This window comes from Nocardia sp. NPDC006982 (assembly GCF_042869435.1).
Lineage (GTDB): Bacteria > Actinomycetota > Actinomycetes > Mycobacteriales > Mycobacteriaceae > Nocardia.
The window spans coordinates 452,433-468,698 of sequence record NZ_JBIAFV010000006.1 but is presented as its reverse complement, the minus strand read 5'-3'; the positions used below and the strand labels follow the sequence as shown (position 1 = coordinate 468,698).

17 protein-coding genes are annotated in these 16,266 nt (G+C 65.1%); 9 read left to right on the top strand and 8 right to left on the bottom strand.

Annotated elements, in window-relative coordinates:
- Positions 1 to 25 precede the first annotated feature (25 nt).
- From ACFYOW_RS26295 to ACFYOW_RS26285, 3 genes are all read right to left on the bottom strand, one after another.
- Positions 26 to 682, bottom strand: coding sequence for a TetR/AcrR family transcriptional regulator (locus tag ACFYOW_RS26295; protein WP_387292158.1), 657 nt, complete (start codon positions 680 to 682; stop codon positions 26 to 28).
- Between the two features lie 63 nt (positions 683 to 745).
- Positions 746 to 1,960 (bottom strand): Ig-like domain-containing protein, encoded by a 1,215-nt coding sequence (locus ACFYOW_RS26290; protein WP_387292156.1) that lies wholly within the window; start codon positions 1,958 to 1,960, stop codon positions 746 to 748.
- A 126-nt stretch (positions 1,961 to 2,086) separates the two neighbouring features.
- Positions 2,087 to 3,640 (bottom strand): LCP family protein, encoded by a 1,554-nt coding sequence (locus ACFYOW_RS26285; RefSeq protein WP_387292154.1) that lies wholly within the window; start codon positions 3,638 to 3,640, stop codon positions 2,087 to 2,089.
- 242 nt (positions 3,641 to 3,882) lie between these two features.
- Between ACFYOW_RS26285 and ACFYOW_RS26280 the strand changes: the two genes are divergently transcribed.
- On the top strand, positions 3,883 to 4,536 hold the full coding sequence (locus tag ACFYOW_RS26280) for an SDR family NAD(P)-dependent oxidoreductase (protein ID WP_387292152.1): 654 nt from the start codon (positions 3,883 to 3,885) through the stop codon (positions 4,534 to 4,536).
- Positions 4,537 to 4,596: 60 nt separating this feature from the next.
- Complete coding sequence (locus tag ACFYOW_RS26275; protein WP_387292150.1) at positions 4,597 to 5,724, top strand: serine hydrolase domain-containing protein; 1,128 nt, start codon at positions 4,597 to 4,599, stop codon at positions 5,722 to 5,724.
- Positions 5,725 to 5,743: 19 nt separating this feature from the next.
- Here ACFYOW_RS26275 and ACFYOW_RS26270 read toward each other — a convergent pair whose 3' ends face one another.
- Together ACFYOW_RS26270 and ACFYOW_RS26265 are read right to left on the bottom strand one after the other, a co-directional pair.
- Entirely contained in the window at positions 5,744 to 6,526 is a 783-nt protein-coding gene (locus ACFYOW_RS26270; RefSeq protein WP_387292148.1) for a hypothetical protein, read from the bottom strand.
- Between the two features lie 180 nt (positions 6,527 to 6,706).
- The gene (locus ACFYOW_RS26265) at positions 6,707 to 8,164 is read right to left on the bottom strand and encodes an MFS transporter (protein ID WP_387292146.1); all 1,458 of its coding nucleotides are present in this window, start codon (positions 8,162 to 8,164) and stop codon (positions 6,707 to 6,709) included.
- Positions 8,165 to 8,294: 130 nt separating this feature from the next.
- Between ACFYOW_RS26265 and ACFYOW_RS26260 the strand changes: the two genes are divergently transcribed.
- The 4 genes from ACFYOW_RS26260 (at position 8,295) to ACFYOW_RS26245 (ending at position 11,840) form a co-directional block, all read left to right on the top strand.
- The gene (locus ACFYOW_RS26260) at positions 8,295 to 8,996 is read left to right on the top strand and encodes a TetR/AcrR family transcriptional regulator C-terminal domain-containing protein (protein ID WP_387292144.1); all 702 of its coding nucleotides are present in this window, start codon (positions 8,295 to 8,297) and stop codon (positions 8,994 to 8,996) included.
- An 82-nt stretch (positions 8,997 to 9,078) separates the two neighbouring features.
- Entirely contained in the window at positions 9,079 to 10,179 is a 1,101-nt protein-coding gene (locus tag ACFYOW_RS26255) for an LLM class flavin-dependent oxidoreductase (RefSeq protein ID WP_387292142.1), read from the top strand.
- Between the two features lie 129 nt (positions 10,180 to 10,308).
- The gene (locus ACFYOW_RS26250) at positions 10,309 to 10,857 is read left to right on the top strand and encodes a YceI family protein (RefSeq protein WP_357479410.1); all 549 of its coding nucleotides are present in this window, start codon (positions 10,309 to 10,311) and stop codon (positions 10,855 to 10,857) included.
- Positions 10,858 to 10,928: 71 nt separating this feature from the next.
- Complete coding sequence (locus ACFYOW_RS26245; protein WP_387292140.1) at positions 10,929 to 11,840, top strand: NAD-dependent protein deacetylase; 912 nt, start codon at positions 10,929 to 10,931, stop codon at positions 11,838 to 11,840.
- On the opposite strand, the gene ACFYOW_RS26240 is transcribed toward ACFYOW_RS26245, so the two are convergent.
- Positions 11,787 to 12,098 (bottom strand): pyrimidine/purine nucleoside phosphorylase, encoded by a 312-nt coding sequence (locus tag ACFYOW_RS26240; protein WP_387292138.1) that lies wholly within the window; start codon positions 12,096 to 12,098, stop codon positions 11,787 to 11,789. The genes ACFYOW_RS26245 and ACFYOW_RS26240 overlap by 54 nt on opposite strands.
- Positions 12,099 to 12,164: 66 nt before the next feature.
- On the opposite strand from ACFYOW_RS26240, the gene ACFYOW_RS26235 reads away from it, so the two are divergent.
- From ACFYOW_RS26235 to ACFYOW_RS26225, 3 genes are all read left to right on the top strand, one after another.
- Positions 12,165 to 13,004 (top strand): DUF72 domain-containing protein, encoded by an 840-nt coding sequence (locus ACFYOW_RS26235; protein WP_387292136.1) that lies wholly within the window; start codon positions 12,165 to 12,167, stop codon positions 13,002 to 13,004.
- Positions 13,005 to 13,091: 87 nt separating this feature from the next.
- Positions 13,092 to 13,934 (top strand): alpha/beta fold hydrolase, encoded by an 843-nt coding sequence (locus tag ACFYOW_RS26230; RefSeq protein WP_387292134.1) that lies wholly within the window; start codon positions 13,092 to 13,094, stop codon positions 13,932 to 13,934.
- A gap of 38 nt (positions 13,935 to 13,972) precedes the next feature.
- Entirely contained in the window at positions 13,973 to 14,431 is a 459-nt protein-coding gene (locus ACFYOW_RS26225) for an SRPBCC family protein (RefSeq protein ID WP_387292132.1), read from the top strand.
- A 75-nt stretch (positions 14,432 to 14,506) separates the two neighbouring features.
- Here the strand turns inward: ACFYOW_RS26225 and ACFYOW_RS26220 are convergent, their stop codons facing one another.
- Both ACFYOW_RS26220 and ACFYOW_RS26215 read right to left on the bottom strand, forming a co-directional pair.
- Complete coding sequence (locus tag ACFYOW_RS26220) at positions 14,507 to 15,133, bottom strand: MBL fold metallo-hydrolase (RefSeq protein WP_387292130.1); 627 nt, start codon at positions 15,131 to 15,133, stop codon at positions 14,507 to 14,509.
- Positions 15,130 to 16,215 carry an S-(hydroxymethyl)mycothiol dehydrogenase gene (locus tag ACFYOW_RS26215; protein ID WP_387292128.1) on the bottom strand — a complete coding sequence of 362 codons (1,086 nt, stop codon included), beginning with the start codon at positions 16,213 to 16,215 and terminating at the stop codon, positions 15,130 to 15,132. Before ACFYOW_RS26215 ends, ACFYOW_RS26220 begins: the two co-directional genes overlap by 4 nt.
- Positions 16,216 to 16,266: the final 51 nt, after the last annotated feature.

The following is a 16,266-nucleotide window of genomic DNA, read 5'->3' as shown; positions in this document are numbered from 1 at the left end:
TCGACTACCTTCGGCGAGGCGGCGGTCAGGTTGGGCCGGAGCCCAGTAGGAGTAGGGCGGCGCGGGTGAGGGTGGGAGCCAAGGCCGGTAGGTGGTGCGGGCCGGATTCGATCAGCGTGGCGCGGACACGATCGTCGATACCGCCGAGCAGGACGTCGAGGAGCCCCGGATCGGGTTCGGTGCGAAGCTCGCCTGCGCGCACACCGATTCGGGCCGCCGCGATCATTCGGTAGCCGAACATCCGATGCGTGCGGGCCCGCCGCGCTATGAGCCCCGGTCCGGCGGCGAGGGTCTCGATATGCAGCGCCCGCGCGGCGGCGGGCTCGGCCGCGAGGAACTCCAGGTAGGTCTCCAGAGTGGTGCGCACCAACTCGTCGAAGGCGTCGGCGCCGGATTCGGTGACCACCCGGTCGAGCTCGCGGGTGATCGTCTCGACCGCGAAATCGAAAGCGGCGGTGAAGCATTCCTCTTTGCTCTCGAACAGCCCGTAGAACGTGCGCCGGGCCACCCGGGCCCGACCGACGATATCGGTGATCGTGGTCGGGCCGTAACCGAGTTCGGCGACCGCCTCCAGTGCGGCGATATATAGCCGCTCGCGCTGTGACGTCACGACTTCGTCCCGGGTCAAGCGATGCGGCCCTCGGGGCAATCGGTCCGGAGAAGCGCTGGTCAAGACGGTCATAATGCCGACGATTCTGCCACACCTGGAACTTTCGCCCGGAAATTCTTTCCGGGCGACAAAGACTCAGTGCAGCGCGCTGCCCTGGAGCCATTCATCCCAGGGCACGCCCCAGTCCCCGTTCTGCCAGACCTCGAGCGGTGCGCCGCCGGTATTGCGGACCTCGACCACATCGCCCGGAATCGCAAAATTGTAGAACCACTGGGCATTCGCGAGGCTCAGGTTCAGACAGCCGTGCGAGAGGTTCTGGCTGCCCTGCGCCCAGACCGTGGAATCGAGCTGGTGCAGATAGATGCCGTCGGTGCTGATGCGGGTGGCCCAGCCGATGGCCTCCTTGTAGCCGAGCCGGGAATTGACCGGCAGGCCGTAGGTGGAGGAGTCCATGATCACCGGATTGCCCTTGTCCATCACGGTGTAGATGCCCGGCTGGGTCCAGAAGGTCAGCGTCTTCCCCCCGATGACCTCGCTGCCGCCCCTTCCCATCGAGGTGGGCATGGTGCGGATCAGATTGCCGTTCTCGAAGACCTGCACCTGTTTGGTGTTGTCATCGGCGATGGAGACATGCGACGGGCCGATGGTGAAGGTGGTCTTGGTGTCCTCTTGGCCGTAGAGACCACCGCCGAGATCCGCGCCGTAGATATTGGCCGCGGCGGTCACCTTGGTGCCCGGTGCGAAGTACTGCTGCGGCCGCCAGTGCGCGTTGCGCTTGTCGAGCCAGTACCAGGAACCCTCGACCGGCGGGTTGGTCGTCACCGAGAGCCGCTTCTCGGCAACGGCCTTATCCGGGACGTCCTCGTCGAAATGGGCGACCACGACGGTGCCGACACCGAAGGTGCCGCCGTCGGTCAGCGGTGTGCCGCCGGTGGTGGTCATATAGACCTTGGTCTGGTTGTTCGGCGCCAGCGTGCTGAAGGTCGAGGTGGTCGGCCCGACGCGGCCGGTGATGGTGAGGCTTTCGGCGCTGATCGTGTAGGTGTGCCCATAGCCCAGTGGATCGACGGGCTTCCACGCCGTCTTGTCCGGGGTGTAGATGCCCTCGATCGAACGGCCCGCCTCATTGGTGAGTTTCACCGAGGTGAGCATGCCGTCGTTCGCGGTCACCACGACCGGCGCGAGCGGATCGACATTGTTGCCACCGCCCGGCGTGATGACGATCGGGGGCGGCGGCGGTCCGGCCTGGGTGGTCGGCGCTTCCGACTTCGATGAACATCCGGCGACGAGCAACATCATCACCAATGCAAAACCCGCAGCTGCTCTCCACCGGAAGCGGCGACTCGACATGACTCTCCTGTGTTTCGCCGTGCGTTCCCTGCGGCGCACCTATGACGTACTGGCCCGTGCCGTAGTTTACCGGCCATTTCGGGCGGGGTTCGCCGCCGCGGGTGTGACCTGCGCGAACATTCGGCCTCAGTTGACGCAGGGCACGCTGCTGCCGATCGTGGTCGCGACCGGCTTGCCCGCATCGGGTGCGGGTGTGACGGAGGTGGTGGTCGCGGACGCGCTGGTGGTCGGCACGAGTTCGGTGGGCATGGTGAAATCGGCGCCGACGACCACGCTGATGTGGCCGGGTTCGACACTCGGCGATGCGGTCGCGGTGAGGCCGAGGATGTCGCCCAGCTGCGCGGCGTCGGTCTCGGCGCCGGTGCCGTAGGTGATGGTGGAGGTGGCGCGGGTGGTGACGCTGTCCAGCGTGCCCGCCGTATAGCCGCGCTTGGTGAGAGCGGTGGAGAGCTGGGCGGCCCGGCCGGTGTATCCGCTCGCATTGCGGACGTCGACGATGCTGGTCGGGGTGCGCGTCGAGGTGGTCGGCGTGGTTTCGATGCCGAAGGCGGCACGCACTTCCTTCTTGATGGCCGCCGGATCGACGATATTGACGTCCTGACCGTCGATATTGTCGTAGCGCAGCACCGGCAGCGTCCGGAATTCGACCGAGATCGAGCCCGCCGAACCGAGGTCGCGGGCGAAGTCGAGCAGGTTCCAGCCGTCGGACAGCACGACATCGCGGTGCGCCACATCCATGAGTCCGGAGAGCTTGCTGAAGTTGGTCAGCGTGCCTGCGTCCTTCAGCGATTTGGCGACCGAGGTCAGGAAGGCCTGCTGGCGGTGGGTGCGGTCGAGGTCGCCGTTCTCCAATCCGTGGCGTTGCCGCACGAAGGACAGCGCATTGGCGGCATCGAGATGCTGTGGCCCCGCGGGGAAGACGGCGCCGGAGTAGTAGCTGTCGTTGACCGCGTGGTTGAGGCAGACATCGACGCCGCCGAGCTTATCGGCCAGATCGTAGAAGCCGACGAGCGAGATTTCGGCGAAGCGGTCGATGGGGACGCCGACCAGATTGCGCACGGTCTGCACGATCGATGCCCGTCCCGCCTCGCGGCCGGCGCGTTCCAGGGCCAGCTTGTCCTTCATGCCCGAGTTTTCCAGCTTGGTCTCGGTGGCGGCCTTCTTCAGCCCGTAGGCCTCCTTGATCTTGGCGTGGTCGTAGCCCGGAATGCCGGAGACCGCGACATAGTCGTCGCGCGGAATGGAGAACGCGACGATCTTGTGCATATCCGCGGGAATATGCAGCAGGATCAGCGAATTCGCGTTGTAGCCGCCGTTGTCGCCGTCGCCGGCGTGCAACTGGTCCAGGATCGCCTTCGGTAAGTCGTTGCCGTCGAGGTCCTTGCGGGTATCCAGGCCGATCAGCAGGATATTCAGATCGCCGCCGAGTGAGCGCGGTGCGTCCTTGCCGATCGCGTCGGTGTGGGTGAAGCCGCTGTCGAATTCGTTCTTGGCAGACCAGGCGAATCCGGTGCCGGACACAACGGCGAGAGCGGCGATCGATGTCAGGACGCGCATCGCGATCTTTGCCGCTTTGCGCGCGCGATGGGGTTTCGGTTCCGCTCGTCGGTGCGCTGCTCGCCGGTTCCCGGAGGGGCGAGTCTCGGTGATTTTGGGAAGCTCGACGGTGTCGTCATCCATGGCGGCGGCCTAGGTCCCGGGTCATTCTCGCCGCCTCAGCTTTCGTCTCGGGTCACGACCTCGGGTCACGACACAGCGCATGTCCGGGTCATACCCGCTGACGACTAGTTGCACCCGCTAGTGACTGCGTGCAGGTCACTCGAAAGCGCCTGCTCAACCTTCCCAGTGTTACCGACGCCGCTCGAGGCAGGCAAGAATCGGACATTGTGATCTGCGCAGATTGACGATCTAGTCTTGTAAATATGGCTGCTCCCGTGTTGCTCGTCCTCGGTGCCGGTCCCGGCGTCGGGCTGTCCGTCGGCCGTCTTTTCGCGCGCGACGGGTATGTAGTGGTGCTGGCATGCCGGCTCGGCGCAGAGGCCGAGCCGTTGGCCAAGGAATTGCTGGGCGAAGGTTTCGATGCCGAAGGTGTCGGTGTGGATCTGGCCGATCCCGACGATGTCAGTCGAGTTGTGACCGAGGTGGGCGAGCGGCACGGGCGCATCGACGTGCTGCATTTCAACCCGAGCATCTTCCGGCAGGCGGATCCGCTGCGGTTGACGGTCGCGGAGTTGATCGAGGACTTCACGATCGGCGCCGCGGCGCTGCTGCCCGCGGTGCAGGCCGCGCGGCCGTTCTTCGCCCCCGGTGCGCGCGTGCTCGTCACAGGGAGCGCGGCGGCGGATAAGCCCTGGCATGAGGCGGCATCGCTCGGTGTGCAGAAGGCGGCGGTGCGAAATCTCGTCACCAGCCTGGACACCACTATGGCGCCCGACGGTTTCCGCGCCGTCGCGGTGCATATCAATGGTGTGCTCGGCGAAGGTGCGTTCACCCGGGAGCGGGTCGCCGCGGCATTGCACGCCGCCGCCGTCCGCCCCCTCGACGACTGGACACCGCAAGTGTCCTATAACGGCTGATCCGACAGGACGTTCCGACCAACGACGCGCGGCCGAGCGGTTCGCGACGAAGGAGGATGGATGCGGTGGTTCAATGTAGCGACGGCTTTGGTTGCCGCACTGATGATTTCGCTGCCGCATCTCGCGGCGTCCTCGGCCGAACCGGCCACAGTGCACCCCCAAGTGCTGCAAGCCAGGCTGGATGACCTGGTCCGTTCGGCTTTCGTTCCAGGGGCGCAGCTGGTCGTGACCGCCGACGGCGACGCGACTCAGATCAATAGCGGCGTTGGCGATCTCGCGACGGGCGCTCCGTTCCCGGATGACGCACAGATTCGGATCGCCAGCAATACCAAGACATTCGTGGCGACCGTCGTGCTGCAGTTGGTGGGGGAGGGGCGAGTCGAGCTGGACGCTCCGATCGAGCGTTATCTGCCCGGTGTGGTGCGCGGCCCCGGCGGCGACGGGAATCTGATCACCGTCCGAAATCTGTTGCAGCACACCAGCGGTATTCCGGACTATCTCGTTCGATTGGACTGGGGGTCGGTCGAGGCATTGCAGCGGTACCAAACAGCGGATCAGCTGATCCGACTCGGTTTGGATATGCCCGCGCTGTTCGCGCCCGGCTCGCGTTTCAGCTACTCCAATACCAATTACCTGCTGGCCGGAAAACTGATCGAGCAGGTCACGGGACGGCCGCTGGGCGTCGAGGTGACCTCCCGGATCCTGATCCCGCTGGATCTCCAAGACACCTATTGGCCCGCATTCCCGCAGGAGAACGTGATTCGCGGTCCACACCCGCGCGCATATCAGATCTTCAACGGCGCCCAGGTCGACATCACCGATATCGACCCGGGCTGGGGCCTGGCCGATGGCGCGCTCGTCTCCACCGATGCCGACCTGAACCGCTTCTTCACCGCCCTTCTCTCCGGAAAACTGCTTCGCCCAACCGAACTCGCCGAAATGCAGCACACCGTCCACGGCGGCGACCCAGCCCTCCCCGACGATGTCGGCCTCGGCCTGTACCACCGCACCAACGCCTGCGGCATCGATATCTGGAGCCACGGCGGCGCCATGGACGGCTTCTTCGTCTTCGGCGGCTACACCCCCAACCGCGCGATAACCGTCAGCCTCAACCAAGTCCCACCCCTGTTCGGCCTCGGCTACAAGGGCGCCATGGACAGCCTGGTAGACGGTGCCTTCTGCGGGTGAGGGAGTCAGTTCTGCGGAACTACTTCGGTGCGGGCGGCACGGGTTGGGTCGTCGTCTTGTCCGCGAACCGGGTGGTGCCGTCCGGAGACATCATCGTGTTGACGTAATCCACGCCGGAGGCGATCAGGACCGGTCCGCCGATGACGACCGTGCCGATGATCCCGCCGAGTGCGGCGCCGGTGGTCAAGCCGAGGATGCAGCCGGCGGCAATGGTGGCGACACATCCGACGACCGCGCCGATTGCGGTGCCGACGAAGCCGCCGATCGCCGTGGCCAGACCGAACTGCGTGGCGAATTCATCACGGGCACGGTTGTTTTCGGCCATCGATGCGACCGGCTTGATGGCCAGTGGCTGCGAGATGTCGAGTCCGGCGGGCTTCTGCGGCGCCAGTTCCAGTACCGTGCCGTCCTTTTCGACCACCGGCTTGACCGGAATGTCGGTATCGGCCGCCCGGAACCGCAGTGGCAGCGTAAGGACGACGTGACCGTCGGTGTCGGCCAGATCGACGACATCGACCACATCGGCGATATCGGCGGCCTTGCCGTCTTTATCGACCAGCGTGCCGTCCTTGTCGACCAGCCGCCCGTCGCCGCCGGCCGCGAGCTCGCTTTCCGCCGCCTTGGACAGGGTGAAGGTGCCGTTGCGCACGCTGGCCACCACCGTCTTGTCGACTAGCTTGACCGAGTAGGTGATGTCCTGCCGCGGGGGCGCGGCAACCGGCTCGGCATGCGAAACTCCGGCGCCCAAGGTCACGGCACCGATGACAAGGATCGCCGCCGCAGTGCTATCGCAAAGCTTCATTCGGTTATTCCGTTCAGTCATCAGATTATTCGCTCTTCGCAACGCCCCGTGCAGGCTCGACTCGCCTGCTCGAGCAACTCCCCGTGCAATGTACTCGTATGCGCGGCAAGGAGGTCGAGGGGAGCCTAGCCGAGCCTGCGGTGCGAGGCGAGCGGATTCGGAGCGAAAAATCGATGCCAGCTATGACACGGTTACTTCCTCCGGTGTGTCGACCTGCGGCGCGGGCCGTGTCCGCAGCAGTAGCAAACCGAGTAGTGCTGCAGCGATGCTGAAGCCCGCACTGATCCACGCGCCGGTCGACATGGCATCGGTGAACGCTTCCTTGGCCGGTTCGACATATCCGAGTTGGAATGCGGCGCCGATGGATTCACGTGCCGCATCGGGTACGTCTTCGGGCATATGCGACGTGAACACACCGGCCAGTACGCTTCCCAGGATCGCGATGCTGATCGCCATGCCGACCTGCTGCAGCGTGTCGTTCATGGCCGAGCCGACGCCCGCATGCTCGAGCGGAATGGCGCTCATGATCGCGGCATACGCGGCCGGACCCGCCAGACCCCCGCCGATCCCCATGACCAGCATGCTGGCCAGGACCGCCAAATATCCGGAACCGACGGCCAGGATCGCGAACGCCCCGCCCATGACGAGCAGACCGGCGACGATAAGCGTCTTATTGCTCAACTTCTTGCCCAGCGTGGCGCCGAGACCGTTGCACACCGCGGCGGCCACCGCATACGGCAGCAGCGCCAGCCCCGCCTTCATCGGCCCGTAGCCGAGTACGAACTGCAGGTACTGGGTGAGCATCAGCATGATCGCGCCCATACCGAACACCATCAGCAGCAGCGTGCAGCAGGTGCCGGTGAAATCGCGATTGCGGAACACCGCCAGCGGCAGCATCGGATGCGCCGACCGGCTTTCCCAGACCACGAACGCCAACCCGGTGACCACGGCGAGTCCGATCATCGGAATGTTCCACTCGCGCTCGATGATCACGTAGACCGTCGAGGTGAGTGCGACGATGGACAGCAGCACGCCGATCAGGTCGACCGGCCGCTGCTCACCGGTGGATTCCGGCATCAGCACCAGCGCGGCGACAATCGCGAGCACCGCGACCGGGATATTCAGCAGGAACACCGAACCCCACCAATAGTGCTGTAGCAGAAAGCCGCCCAGCGTCGGCCCGAGCACGATGCCGACCATCGATACGGTGGACCAGCCCGCCATCGCCTTGCGTCGCTCGTCCTCGGCGAAGGTGGTCATCAAGATGGACAGGGTCGAGGGCATGAGCAGCGATCCGCCGACGCCCATCAGGGCGCGCGCCCCGACCACCTGCCACGGCTCGGTGGCCAACACTGCCGCAAGCGATGCCGCGCCGAACAGTGCCAACCCGATCACCAGCATGCGTCGCCGGCCGAACCGGTCGGACAGGCTGCCCGCGGTGAGCAACAGGCCGGCGAAGACCAGGACGTAGGCGTCGAGGATCCACTGGACGTCCGACGGCGTCGCGTCGAGTTCCCGGATCAAAGACGGAATGGCGATATTGAGCACAGTGCCATCGATCATCAGCACCAGCAGAGACAGACAGAGGACCCCCAGAATCCACCAGCGGCGAGGGTCTCGTACAACGTTCGATTCCACTCGAACACCGTACGATAGAATCGCACAATGTGCGAGGGAATTATGCTGGCCCTGTGACTGAGCGCAGCGAGGGAACCGAAGACACAGCACATCTTGTCGCAGCGGAGCCGAGCGCTAGCGAGGCGGAGCTGTGACAAAGCAGCAGTTCTCCTCGGTGTGGACCCGCGAGCCGCGCCAGCCGAAGGCGGCCGGACTGCGCCGCGAGCAGATCGTCGCCGCCGCTATCGAGGTATTGGACGCGGACGGGCTCGGCGCGCTGAGCATGCGAAAGCTCGGCGCGAAGCTCGATGCGGGCGCGACCAGCCTCTACTGGCATGTCGCGAACAAGGATGAACTGCTCGAACTAGTCCTCGACGAGATCTGGGGTCTGATACGAATTCCCGATCCGGACCAGGCCTCCTGGCGTGAGGTCGTCACGACCTACGCCTACAACTTCCGGCTCACCATGCTCGACCACACCTGGGTCACCACCTTGATCGGCTCCCTGCCGAGCGTCGGCCCGAAGGCCTTCGAACTCAGTGATCGACTGCGCCGCACCTTTATCGACGCCGGATTCACCGGCGTCGATATCTACCTCGCGAGTGGCACCGTGACGAGTTATGTACTCGGGCAGGTCATCCCGGAGATCACCGCGGCGAAGGCATTCGGCGACAAGGGTTTCGACAAGGAAATGGTGCTCGACGTCATGGATGAGCTCGCCTCCGACTATCCGGAGATGCTCGACGACTACCGGAAGATGCAACCCGCCGATTATCAGACCGCCCGCGCGATGGCCTTCGATTTCGGTCTGCTCTGCGTCATGGACGGTCTGGAATCACGGCTGCGCAAGTGACCCCTCGGGAATAGATGGCGACACCGCCCTGTTGGTTGCCATATCCACCAAATAGGTGTCAGACTTTCCGAGAGGAGGCGTGGTGCAGTTCGGAATCTTCACGGTGGGCGATGTGACGGTCGACCCGACGACGGGTCGGGCCCCGACCGAGCACGAGCGCATCAAGGCGATGGTCGCGATCGCGCGCAAGGCCGAAGAGGTCGGCCTGGACGTGTTCGCCACCGGCGAGCATCACAACCCGCCGTTCGTGCCGTCGTCGCCTACCACGATGCTCGGCTATATCGCGGCGCAGACCGAGCGGTTGCAGCTGTCGACGGCGACGACACTCATCACCACCAATGATCCGGTGAAGATCGCCGAGGACTTCGCCATGCTGCAGCATCTGGCCGACGGTCGCGTCGATCTGATGCTCGGCCGCGGCAATACCGGTCCGGTCTACCCATGGTTCGGCAAGGACATTCGCGAAGGCATCCCGCTGGCGGTCGAGAACTACCATCTGCTGCACCGGCTTTGGCGCGAGGATGTGGTCGACTGGGAGGGCCGATTCCGTACTCCGTTGCAGGCGTTCACCGCAACGCCGCGACCGCTGGACGGCGTACCGCCGTTCGTGTGGCACGGGTCGATCCGCAGTCCGGAAATCGCCGAGCAGGCCGCCTATTACGGCGACGGCTTCTTCGCGAATCATATCTTCTGGCCCAAGGAGCACTTCCAGCGCCTGATCGAGCTGTATCGGCGCCGCTTCGAGCATTACGGCCACGGCTCCGCCGACCAGGCCATTGTCGGCCTCGGCGGACAAGTGTTCATGCGCAAGAACTCTCAGGACGCGGTACGCGAATTCCGGCCCTACTTCGACAACGCGCCGGTCTACGGCCACGGCCCGTCGCTCGAGGAATTCACCGAGCAGACGCCGCTGACCGTCGGCAGTCCACAGCAGGTGATCGAAAAGACCATGACGTTCCGGGAAAGCTTCGGCGACTATCAGCGACAGCTGTTCCTGATGGACCACGCCGGTCTACCGTTGAAAACGGTGCTGGAGCAACTCGATCTGCTCGGTGCGGAGGTAGTTCCGGTGCTGCGCAAGGAGTTCGACGCACTGCGTCCGGCCCATGTCCCGGATGCGCCGACTCATGCGTCATTGGTCGCGGCTCGTGCCAAGGGCAGCGCCGTGGAGGTCGCGCAGTGACTCTGATCTCGGAATTCGCCGATCCGACCTGATCCCCGGTGCAACGGCGCACCGGTCCTGAAATGCCAGAACTGAATACTCGTTCGATGTACAAGTAATTGAAAGATCAACCACATGAGGAGACCAACAATGTCGACCACCACCGCCAAGGATCTGACCGCAGGCACCTGGGTCATCGATCCCGCCCACTCCACCCTCGGATTCACCGTGCGTCACCTGATGGTCAGCAAGGTCCGCGGTCGCTTCGCCGACTTCTCCGGCAAGCTGGTCGTCAATGAAGACGGCACCGCCTCTGCCGAGGCCGAGATCCTGGTCGAGTCGGTGACCACCGACAACGAGCAGCGCGACGCGCACCTGCGCACCGCCGACTTCTTCCACGCCGCCGACTTCCCGGTGGCCACCTTCAAGTCGACCGGATTCCGCGTCAATGGTGAGGATTTCGTCGTCGACGGTGAGTTCACCATCCGCGGCACCACCCGCCCGGTCTCCCTCGATGTCGAATTCCTGGGCGTCAACCCCGGCATGGGCCAGGGCCCGGTCGCCGGTTTCGAGGCCAAGACCGTCATCAACCGTCGCGACTTCGGCATCACCATCGATATGCCGCTGCCCGACGGCGGCGCGGTGATCGGCGACAAGATCACCCTCACCCTGGAGATCGAGCTCGGCCTCCAGGCCTGATCAGGACCGACGTAGTGTTCTCGCCGCCGCCCGGGGTCACCGACCGGGCGGCTGCGCTTACTCTGAATTCCATGTCCAGATTCGACGCATCCGCTGTCGACCGGTTGTGCGAGCTGCTGGCGGGGCGGCGGGTCGCGGTGCTGACGGGGGCCGGGGTGTCGACCGACAGCGGGATTCCGGATTATCGGGGGCCGGGGTCGCCGGCGCGGACTCCGATGACGTATCAGCAGTTCGTGGGGGACGCGGCGTTTCGGCAGCGGTATTGGGCGCGCAACCACATCGGGTGGCGGGCCATGGACGGGTCACGGCCGAATGCGGCGCATCGGGCGTTGGCGCGGTTGGAGCGGGCCGACGTCATCACCGGGTTGATTACGCAGAATGTCGATCTGCTGCATACGAAGGCGGGTCATCGGCGGGTCATCGATCTGCACGGAACCTATGCGCGGGTGCGGTGCCTCGGCTGTGCGGCGCTGATTTCGCGGATGACCTTGGCCGAGCGGTTGGAGGCGGCGAATCCGGGTTTCGCGGCATCGGCGACGGCGACCGGGGTTGAGGTGGCCCCCGATGCCGATGCGGTGGTCGCCGATACCGCGAATTTCCGGATGGTGGACTGCGCGCGCTGCGGCGGCATGCTCAAGCCGGACATCGTGTACTTCGGGGAGAACGTCCCCAAGGAGCGCGTCGCCACCGCGTTCGAAATAGTCGAGGCGGCGGACGCGCTGCTGGTGGCGGGATCGTCGTTGACGGTGATGTCCGGGCTGCGGTTCGTGCGATATGCGGCGAAACAGGGCAAGCCGGTCGCCATCGTGAACCGCGGCCGGACCCGAGGCGATGAACTCGCCGCGCTCACTGTCGATGCCGGGTGCGCGGATGTGCTGACCGCCCTGGCGGATTCACTGGGTGCCGAGCGCGTTCGGCGTCTGACCGGCTCAGCCGAAGTGGCAGACGTAGTGCAGCGTCGTGAGCGCCTCGATCTCGAATGAGCTGTTGCCCGGCACCGAGAACGATTCGCCGCCGCGGTAGGTCACGGCTTCGGTCTCGCCTGGGAGGGTGACCTTGCACTCGCCTTGGATCAGCTCCATGATCTCCGGCTTGACCGTATCGAACGTCAGGGTGGACGGCAGGATGACGCCGACCGACTTCGCGGTGCCATCGGCCAGCTCGATGCTGTGACTGATGCACTTGCCGTCGAAGTACACATTGGCCTTCTTGGCCACACTGACGTTCTCGAACCGCGTCATGATCTCTTTCCCGAGGTGCTGGAGGTGGAGCCGTCAGCGTACGTGACGTGCGTTAGCGTCCCTGTCATGCGGCTTCACGTGGGATGTGCGATGTGGACGCACGCGGCATGGCAGGAATATCAACCGGTTCCGGCCGAGCGTTTGCGGCACTACGCCTCGTGGTGCACCGCGGTGGAAGGCAATACGACGTTCTATGCGACGCCGACGCGCAACACGGTGGCGTCGTGGGCGAAGCAGACCGATCCCGACTTCCGCTTCGTCGTCAAACTGCCCAAGCCGATCACGCACGAGCGCAGGCTGCACGGCGCCGAAGCCGACCTGCGCACCTTCCTGGATGCGATGGAACCGCTCGGCCCACGCATTCATGCGCTGTGGGTGCAGTTGCCGGGATCGTTCGGTCCGACCGATCTCGGGACGCTGGCCGGATTCCTGCGCGCGCTGCCCGAGTCCTACCGATCCGCCGTCGAGGTCCGGCATCCCGCATTCTTCGAAAATGACAGCGCCGCAAGGCAATTGGAGCAGGTGCTCGCGCGCGTGGGCGCCGAATGGGTGCCCTTCGATACCACTTTGCTTTTCGAAGGACCCGCCGAGAGCGCCGCGGAGGCCGAGGCGCGGGCGAAGAAACCGCGGGTGCCGCGCCGCACGCGAGCGCTCACCGAATTTCCGATCGTCCGCTATCACGGCCGCGATTCGGCCGACCGCACAGTTGCCGGTTGGCAGCCGTGGCTCGACATCGTCATCGCTTGGCTGCGCGAGGGCCGCTCACCAACGGTTTTCATCCATACCCCCGACAATGCCTCCTCCCTGCACCTCGCCCGCCGCTTCCACGACGAGGTGCGCGCCCGCCTGCCCGAACTCGAGCCGCTGCCTGCACCCATTCCGACCGAGCCGATGACTTTGTTCTGAATATCTCGAATAAGTAACGATTCCGAATGTTTGCTCGGATAGACTGGAGGTGTTGCCGCACTAGTGCCGAGCACGATGGAGGAACCGATGAGCCACGCCACCGCGCAGTCCACGTCCTTCACCCTGCGCGGCGCGGCGGGCGCGCTGGCCGCGTGGGAATCCGTACCGCCGCATGACGTCGAGATGCGCGGCACGGTGCTGCTGGTCCCCGGCTTCACCGGCTCCAAAGAGGACTTCGAGGCCATGGTGCCCATTCTCTCGGCAGCCGGATTCCGTTGTGTCGCTTACGATCAGCGCGGGCAGTGGCAGTCCGACGGTCCCGATGAGGCATCGGGATACACGATGGCCGATTTCGCCGACGATCTGATCCTCGTCGCCGATCAGATCTCGGACGACACACCGATTCACCTGGTGGGCCACTCATTCGGCGGCTACGTCGCACGCGCGGCGTTTGCCGCCCATCCGGATCGCTTCCGCAGTCTCAGCTTGCTTGCCTCCGGTCCGTCCTCGACCTCCGATATCAACTTCGCGCCACCGCAATTGGTCGCCCAACTCATCGAAAGCGGTGGCCAGCGGGCACTCTGGGAGCAGATGAGTCAGGCCGTGGCGGCCCTGGTGCCACCCGCAAAGCTCGAATTCCTGCGCAACCGCATCTTCACGACCAAGAAGGCGAATCTGATCGGCATCATGCGGGCCATGGAGGGCCCGACCGACTGCACCGCCGCCCTGCGCGCCACCGGTCTCCCGATCCTCATCGCCTACGGCAACTCCGGCGATCTCTGGCCGCCGAGCGTCCACGAACGCTATGCCGAGGAATTGGGCGCGCGCACTGCGGTTTACGACGGTGTGGGCCACCTACCGAACGAGGAGCGTCCGGCCCGCGTGTGCGCCGATCTGGTCGCCTTCTGGACCGGCATCGATCCGCACTAGGCGGACCTGTCTGAGAAGGTGCCTGCTAGCGTGCAGGTATGCACGATAGCGTGACGGTTCGAATGGCGGCACCCGCAGACAAGATCTGGGCCTTGGTCAGCGATATCACGAATACCGGGAAGTACTCGCCGGAGACCTTCGCCACCGAATGGCTCGGTGGCGCAACGGCTCCCGCAGTGGGCGTCAAATTCCGCGGCCACGTCAACCGCAATGGCTGGGGGCTGAAGTATTGGACGGTCTGCCGGATCGTCGCGTGCGAGCCTGGACGTGAGTTCGCATTCACCGTGCTCGGCCCGCGCGGGATGGCGGTCAATACCTGGCGCTACCGTTTCGAGCCGGTCGAGGGCGGTACCGACGTCACCGAATCGTTCCAGCTGAACGAAAACAACCTCCCGCTGCGTCTCTACTGGCTCGTAGCCGGCCGCGCCCGCGGCAAGACCAACCGCGACGGCATGCGCCAAACCCTCGAGCGCATCAAAGCCGACGCCGAACAGTAATCAAGATCAGGTGGAATCCATGGCGGCATCGGTCGAGAAGCCGCCGCCACCAGTTCCACCTGATCTTGATTCTCGTTAGTGGCCCCGGGCGATCCAGTCGGATAGCGCGGGTTTTTCGGTGCCGATGGTGGTGGTGTCGCCGTGGCCGGTGTGGACCGTGGTTTCCTCCGGGAGGGTCAGCAGGCGGTCGCGGATGGAATCGATGATGGTGCCGAAGTCGGAGAACGAGCGGCCGGTGGCGCCGGGGCCGCCGTTGAACAGGGTGTCGCCCGTGAACAGGGCGGTGGCCTCGGGCAGGTGCAGGGAGACCGAGCCGGGGGAGTGTCCCGGGGTGTGCAGGACTTCGATATCGGTGCCCGCCACGGTGATTCGCTGGGTATCGGCCAGTGATCGGTAGTCGACGTCGGGGTGGGTCATGCGCCAGAGCGGATCGTCGCCCGGATGCAGCAGGATCGGGGCGTCGAGGCGTTTCGCGAGTTCCGGTGCGACGGTGACGTGGTCGTTGTGACCGTGGGTGCAGACGACCGCGCGGACATTGCGGTTGCCGACGGCTGTGATGATCGCGTCCGCATCATGCGCCGCGTCGACGATGACCACCTCGGCATCGTCGCCGACCAACCACACATTGTTGTCGACATCCCAGGTGCCGCCGTCGAGTGAGAAGGTCCCGGAGGTGACGACCCGATCGATGCGCAGGCTCACCAGACCACCACCGAACGCAGCACTTCACCGGCATGCATTGCGGAGAAGGCCTTTTCGACCTGATCCAGGGCGATGCGCTCGGTGACGAAGCGCTCCAACGGAAGCCGGCCCTGCAGATACAGATCGACAAGCATCGGGAAATCGCGTTCGGGCAGGCTGTCGCCGTACCAGGAGGATTTCAGTGCGCCGCCACGGGAGAACAGGTCGATCAGCGGCATATCGATGGTCATATCCGGAGTCGGTACGCCGACCAGCACCACAGTGCCAGCCAGGTCGCGTCCGTAGAAGGCCTGCTTCCAGGTTTCCGGGCGCCCGACCGCATCGATGACCACATCCGCGCCGAAACCGTCGGTGTATTCCTGGATCTGTTCGACGACATCGGTGTTGGTCGCATCGATCGTGTGAGTTGCGCCGAATTCCGTTGCCCAGCGGAGCTTCTGGGGATCGCGGTCGATCGCGATGATGGTCCGCGCACCGGCCAGCCGGGCACCCGCGATGGCGGCATCGCCGACACCGCCGCAGCCGATGACGGCGACCGTATCGCCACGCGACACATTGCCGGTATTCATCGCCGCGCCGAGACCCGCCATCACGCCGCAGCCGAGCAGTCCGGCGACGGCCGGGTCGGCATTCGGGTCGACCTTGGTGCACTGGCCCTCGTGCACCAGCGTCTTATCCGCGAATGCGCCGATGCCGAGGGCGGGGCTGAGTTCGGTGCCGTCGGTGAGGGTCATCTTCGTGCTGGCATTGTGGCTGGCGAAGCAGTACCACGGGCGGCCGCGCTTACACGCGCGACATTCACCGCACACCGCGCGCCAGTTCAGGATGACGAAATCGCCCGCGACGACATGGGTGACCGCATTCCCGACGGTCTCCACGATGCCCGCGGCCTCGTGCCCGAGCAGGAACGGGAATTCGTCGTTGATGCCGCCCTCGCGGTAGTGCAGATCGGTATGGCACACCCCGCAGGACTGGATGCGCACCACCACATCGTGCGGCCCGGGATCCGGGATCACGATATCGACGAGTTCGACCGGTGCGCCCTTGCTACGGGCAACCACGCCACGCACGGTTTCGGACACGATTCCTCCTAGATGTCGCCGAGTGCTCGAGACACACGCCGTTCCACTCGT

What these genes read in the sequence shown, in the direction of transcription:
- ACFYOW_RS26240 (WP_387292138.1), bottom strand. Translation starts at nt 12,098, where the DNA reads ATGACGCGGTTCGAGAACGTCAGTGTGGCCAAGAAGGCCAATGTGTAC.
- ACFYOW_RS26280 (WP_387292152.1), top strand. Translation starts at nt 3,883, where the DNA reads ATGGCTGCTCCCGTGTTGCTCGTCCTCGGTGCCGGTCCCGGCGTCGGG.
- ACFYOW_RS26290 (WP_387292156.1), bottom strand. Translation starts at nt 1,960, where the DNA reads ATGTCGAGTCGCCGCTTCCGGTGGAGAGCAGCTGCGGGTTTTGCATTG.
- ACFYOW_RS26225 (WP_387292132.1), top strand. Translation starts at nt 13,973, where the DNA reads ATGCACGATAGCGTGACGGTTCGAATGGCGGCACCCGCAGACAAGATC.
- ACFYOW_RS26275 (WP_387292150.1), top strand. Translation starts at nt 4,597, where the DNA reads ATGCGGTGGTTCAATGTAGCGACGGCTTTGGTTGCCGCACTGATGATT.
- ACFYOW_RS26295 (WP_387292158.1), bottom strand. Translation starts at nt 682, where the DNA reads ATGACCGTCTTGACCAGCGCTTCTCCGGACCGATTGCCCCGAGGGCCG.
- ACFYOW_RS26245 (WP_387292140.1), top strand. Translation starts at nt 10,929, where the DNA reads ATGTCCAGATTCGACGCATCCGCTGTCGACCGGTTGTGCGAGCTGCTG.
- ACFYOW_RS26235 (WP_387292136.1), top strand. Translation starts at nt 12,165, where the DNA reads ATGCGGCTTCACGTGGGATGTGCGATGTGGACGCACGCGGCATGGCAG.
- ACFYOW_RS26285 (WP_387292154.1), bottom strand. Translation starts at nt 3,640, where the DNA reads ATGGATGACGACACCGTCGAGCTTCCCAAAATCACCGAGACTCGCCCC.
- ACFYOW_RS26250 (WP_357479410.1), top strand. Translation starts at nt 10,309, where the DNA reads ATGTCGACCACCACCGCCAAGGATCTGACCGCAGGCACCTGGGTCATC.
- ACFYOW_RS26270 (WP_387292148.1), bottom strand. Translation starts at nt 6,526, where the DNA reads ATGAAGCTTTGCGATAGCACTGCGGCGGCGATCCTTGTCATCGGTGCC.
- ACFYOW_RS26230 (WP_387292134.1), top strand. Translation starts at nt 13,092, where the DNA reads ATGAGCCACGCCACCGCGCAGTCCACGTCCTTCACCCTGCGCGGCGCG.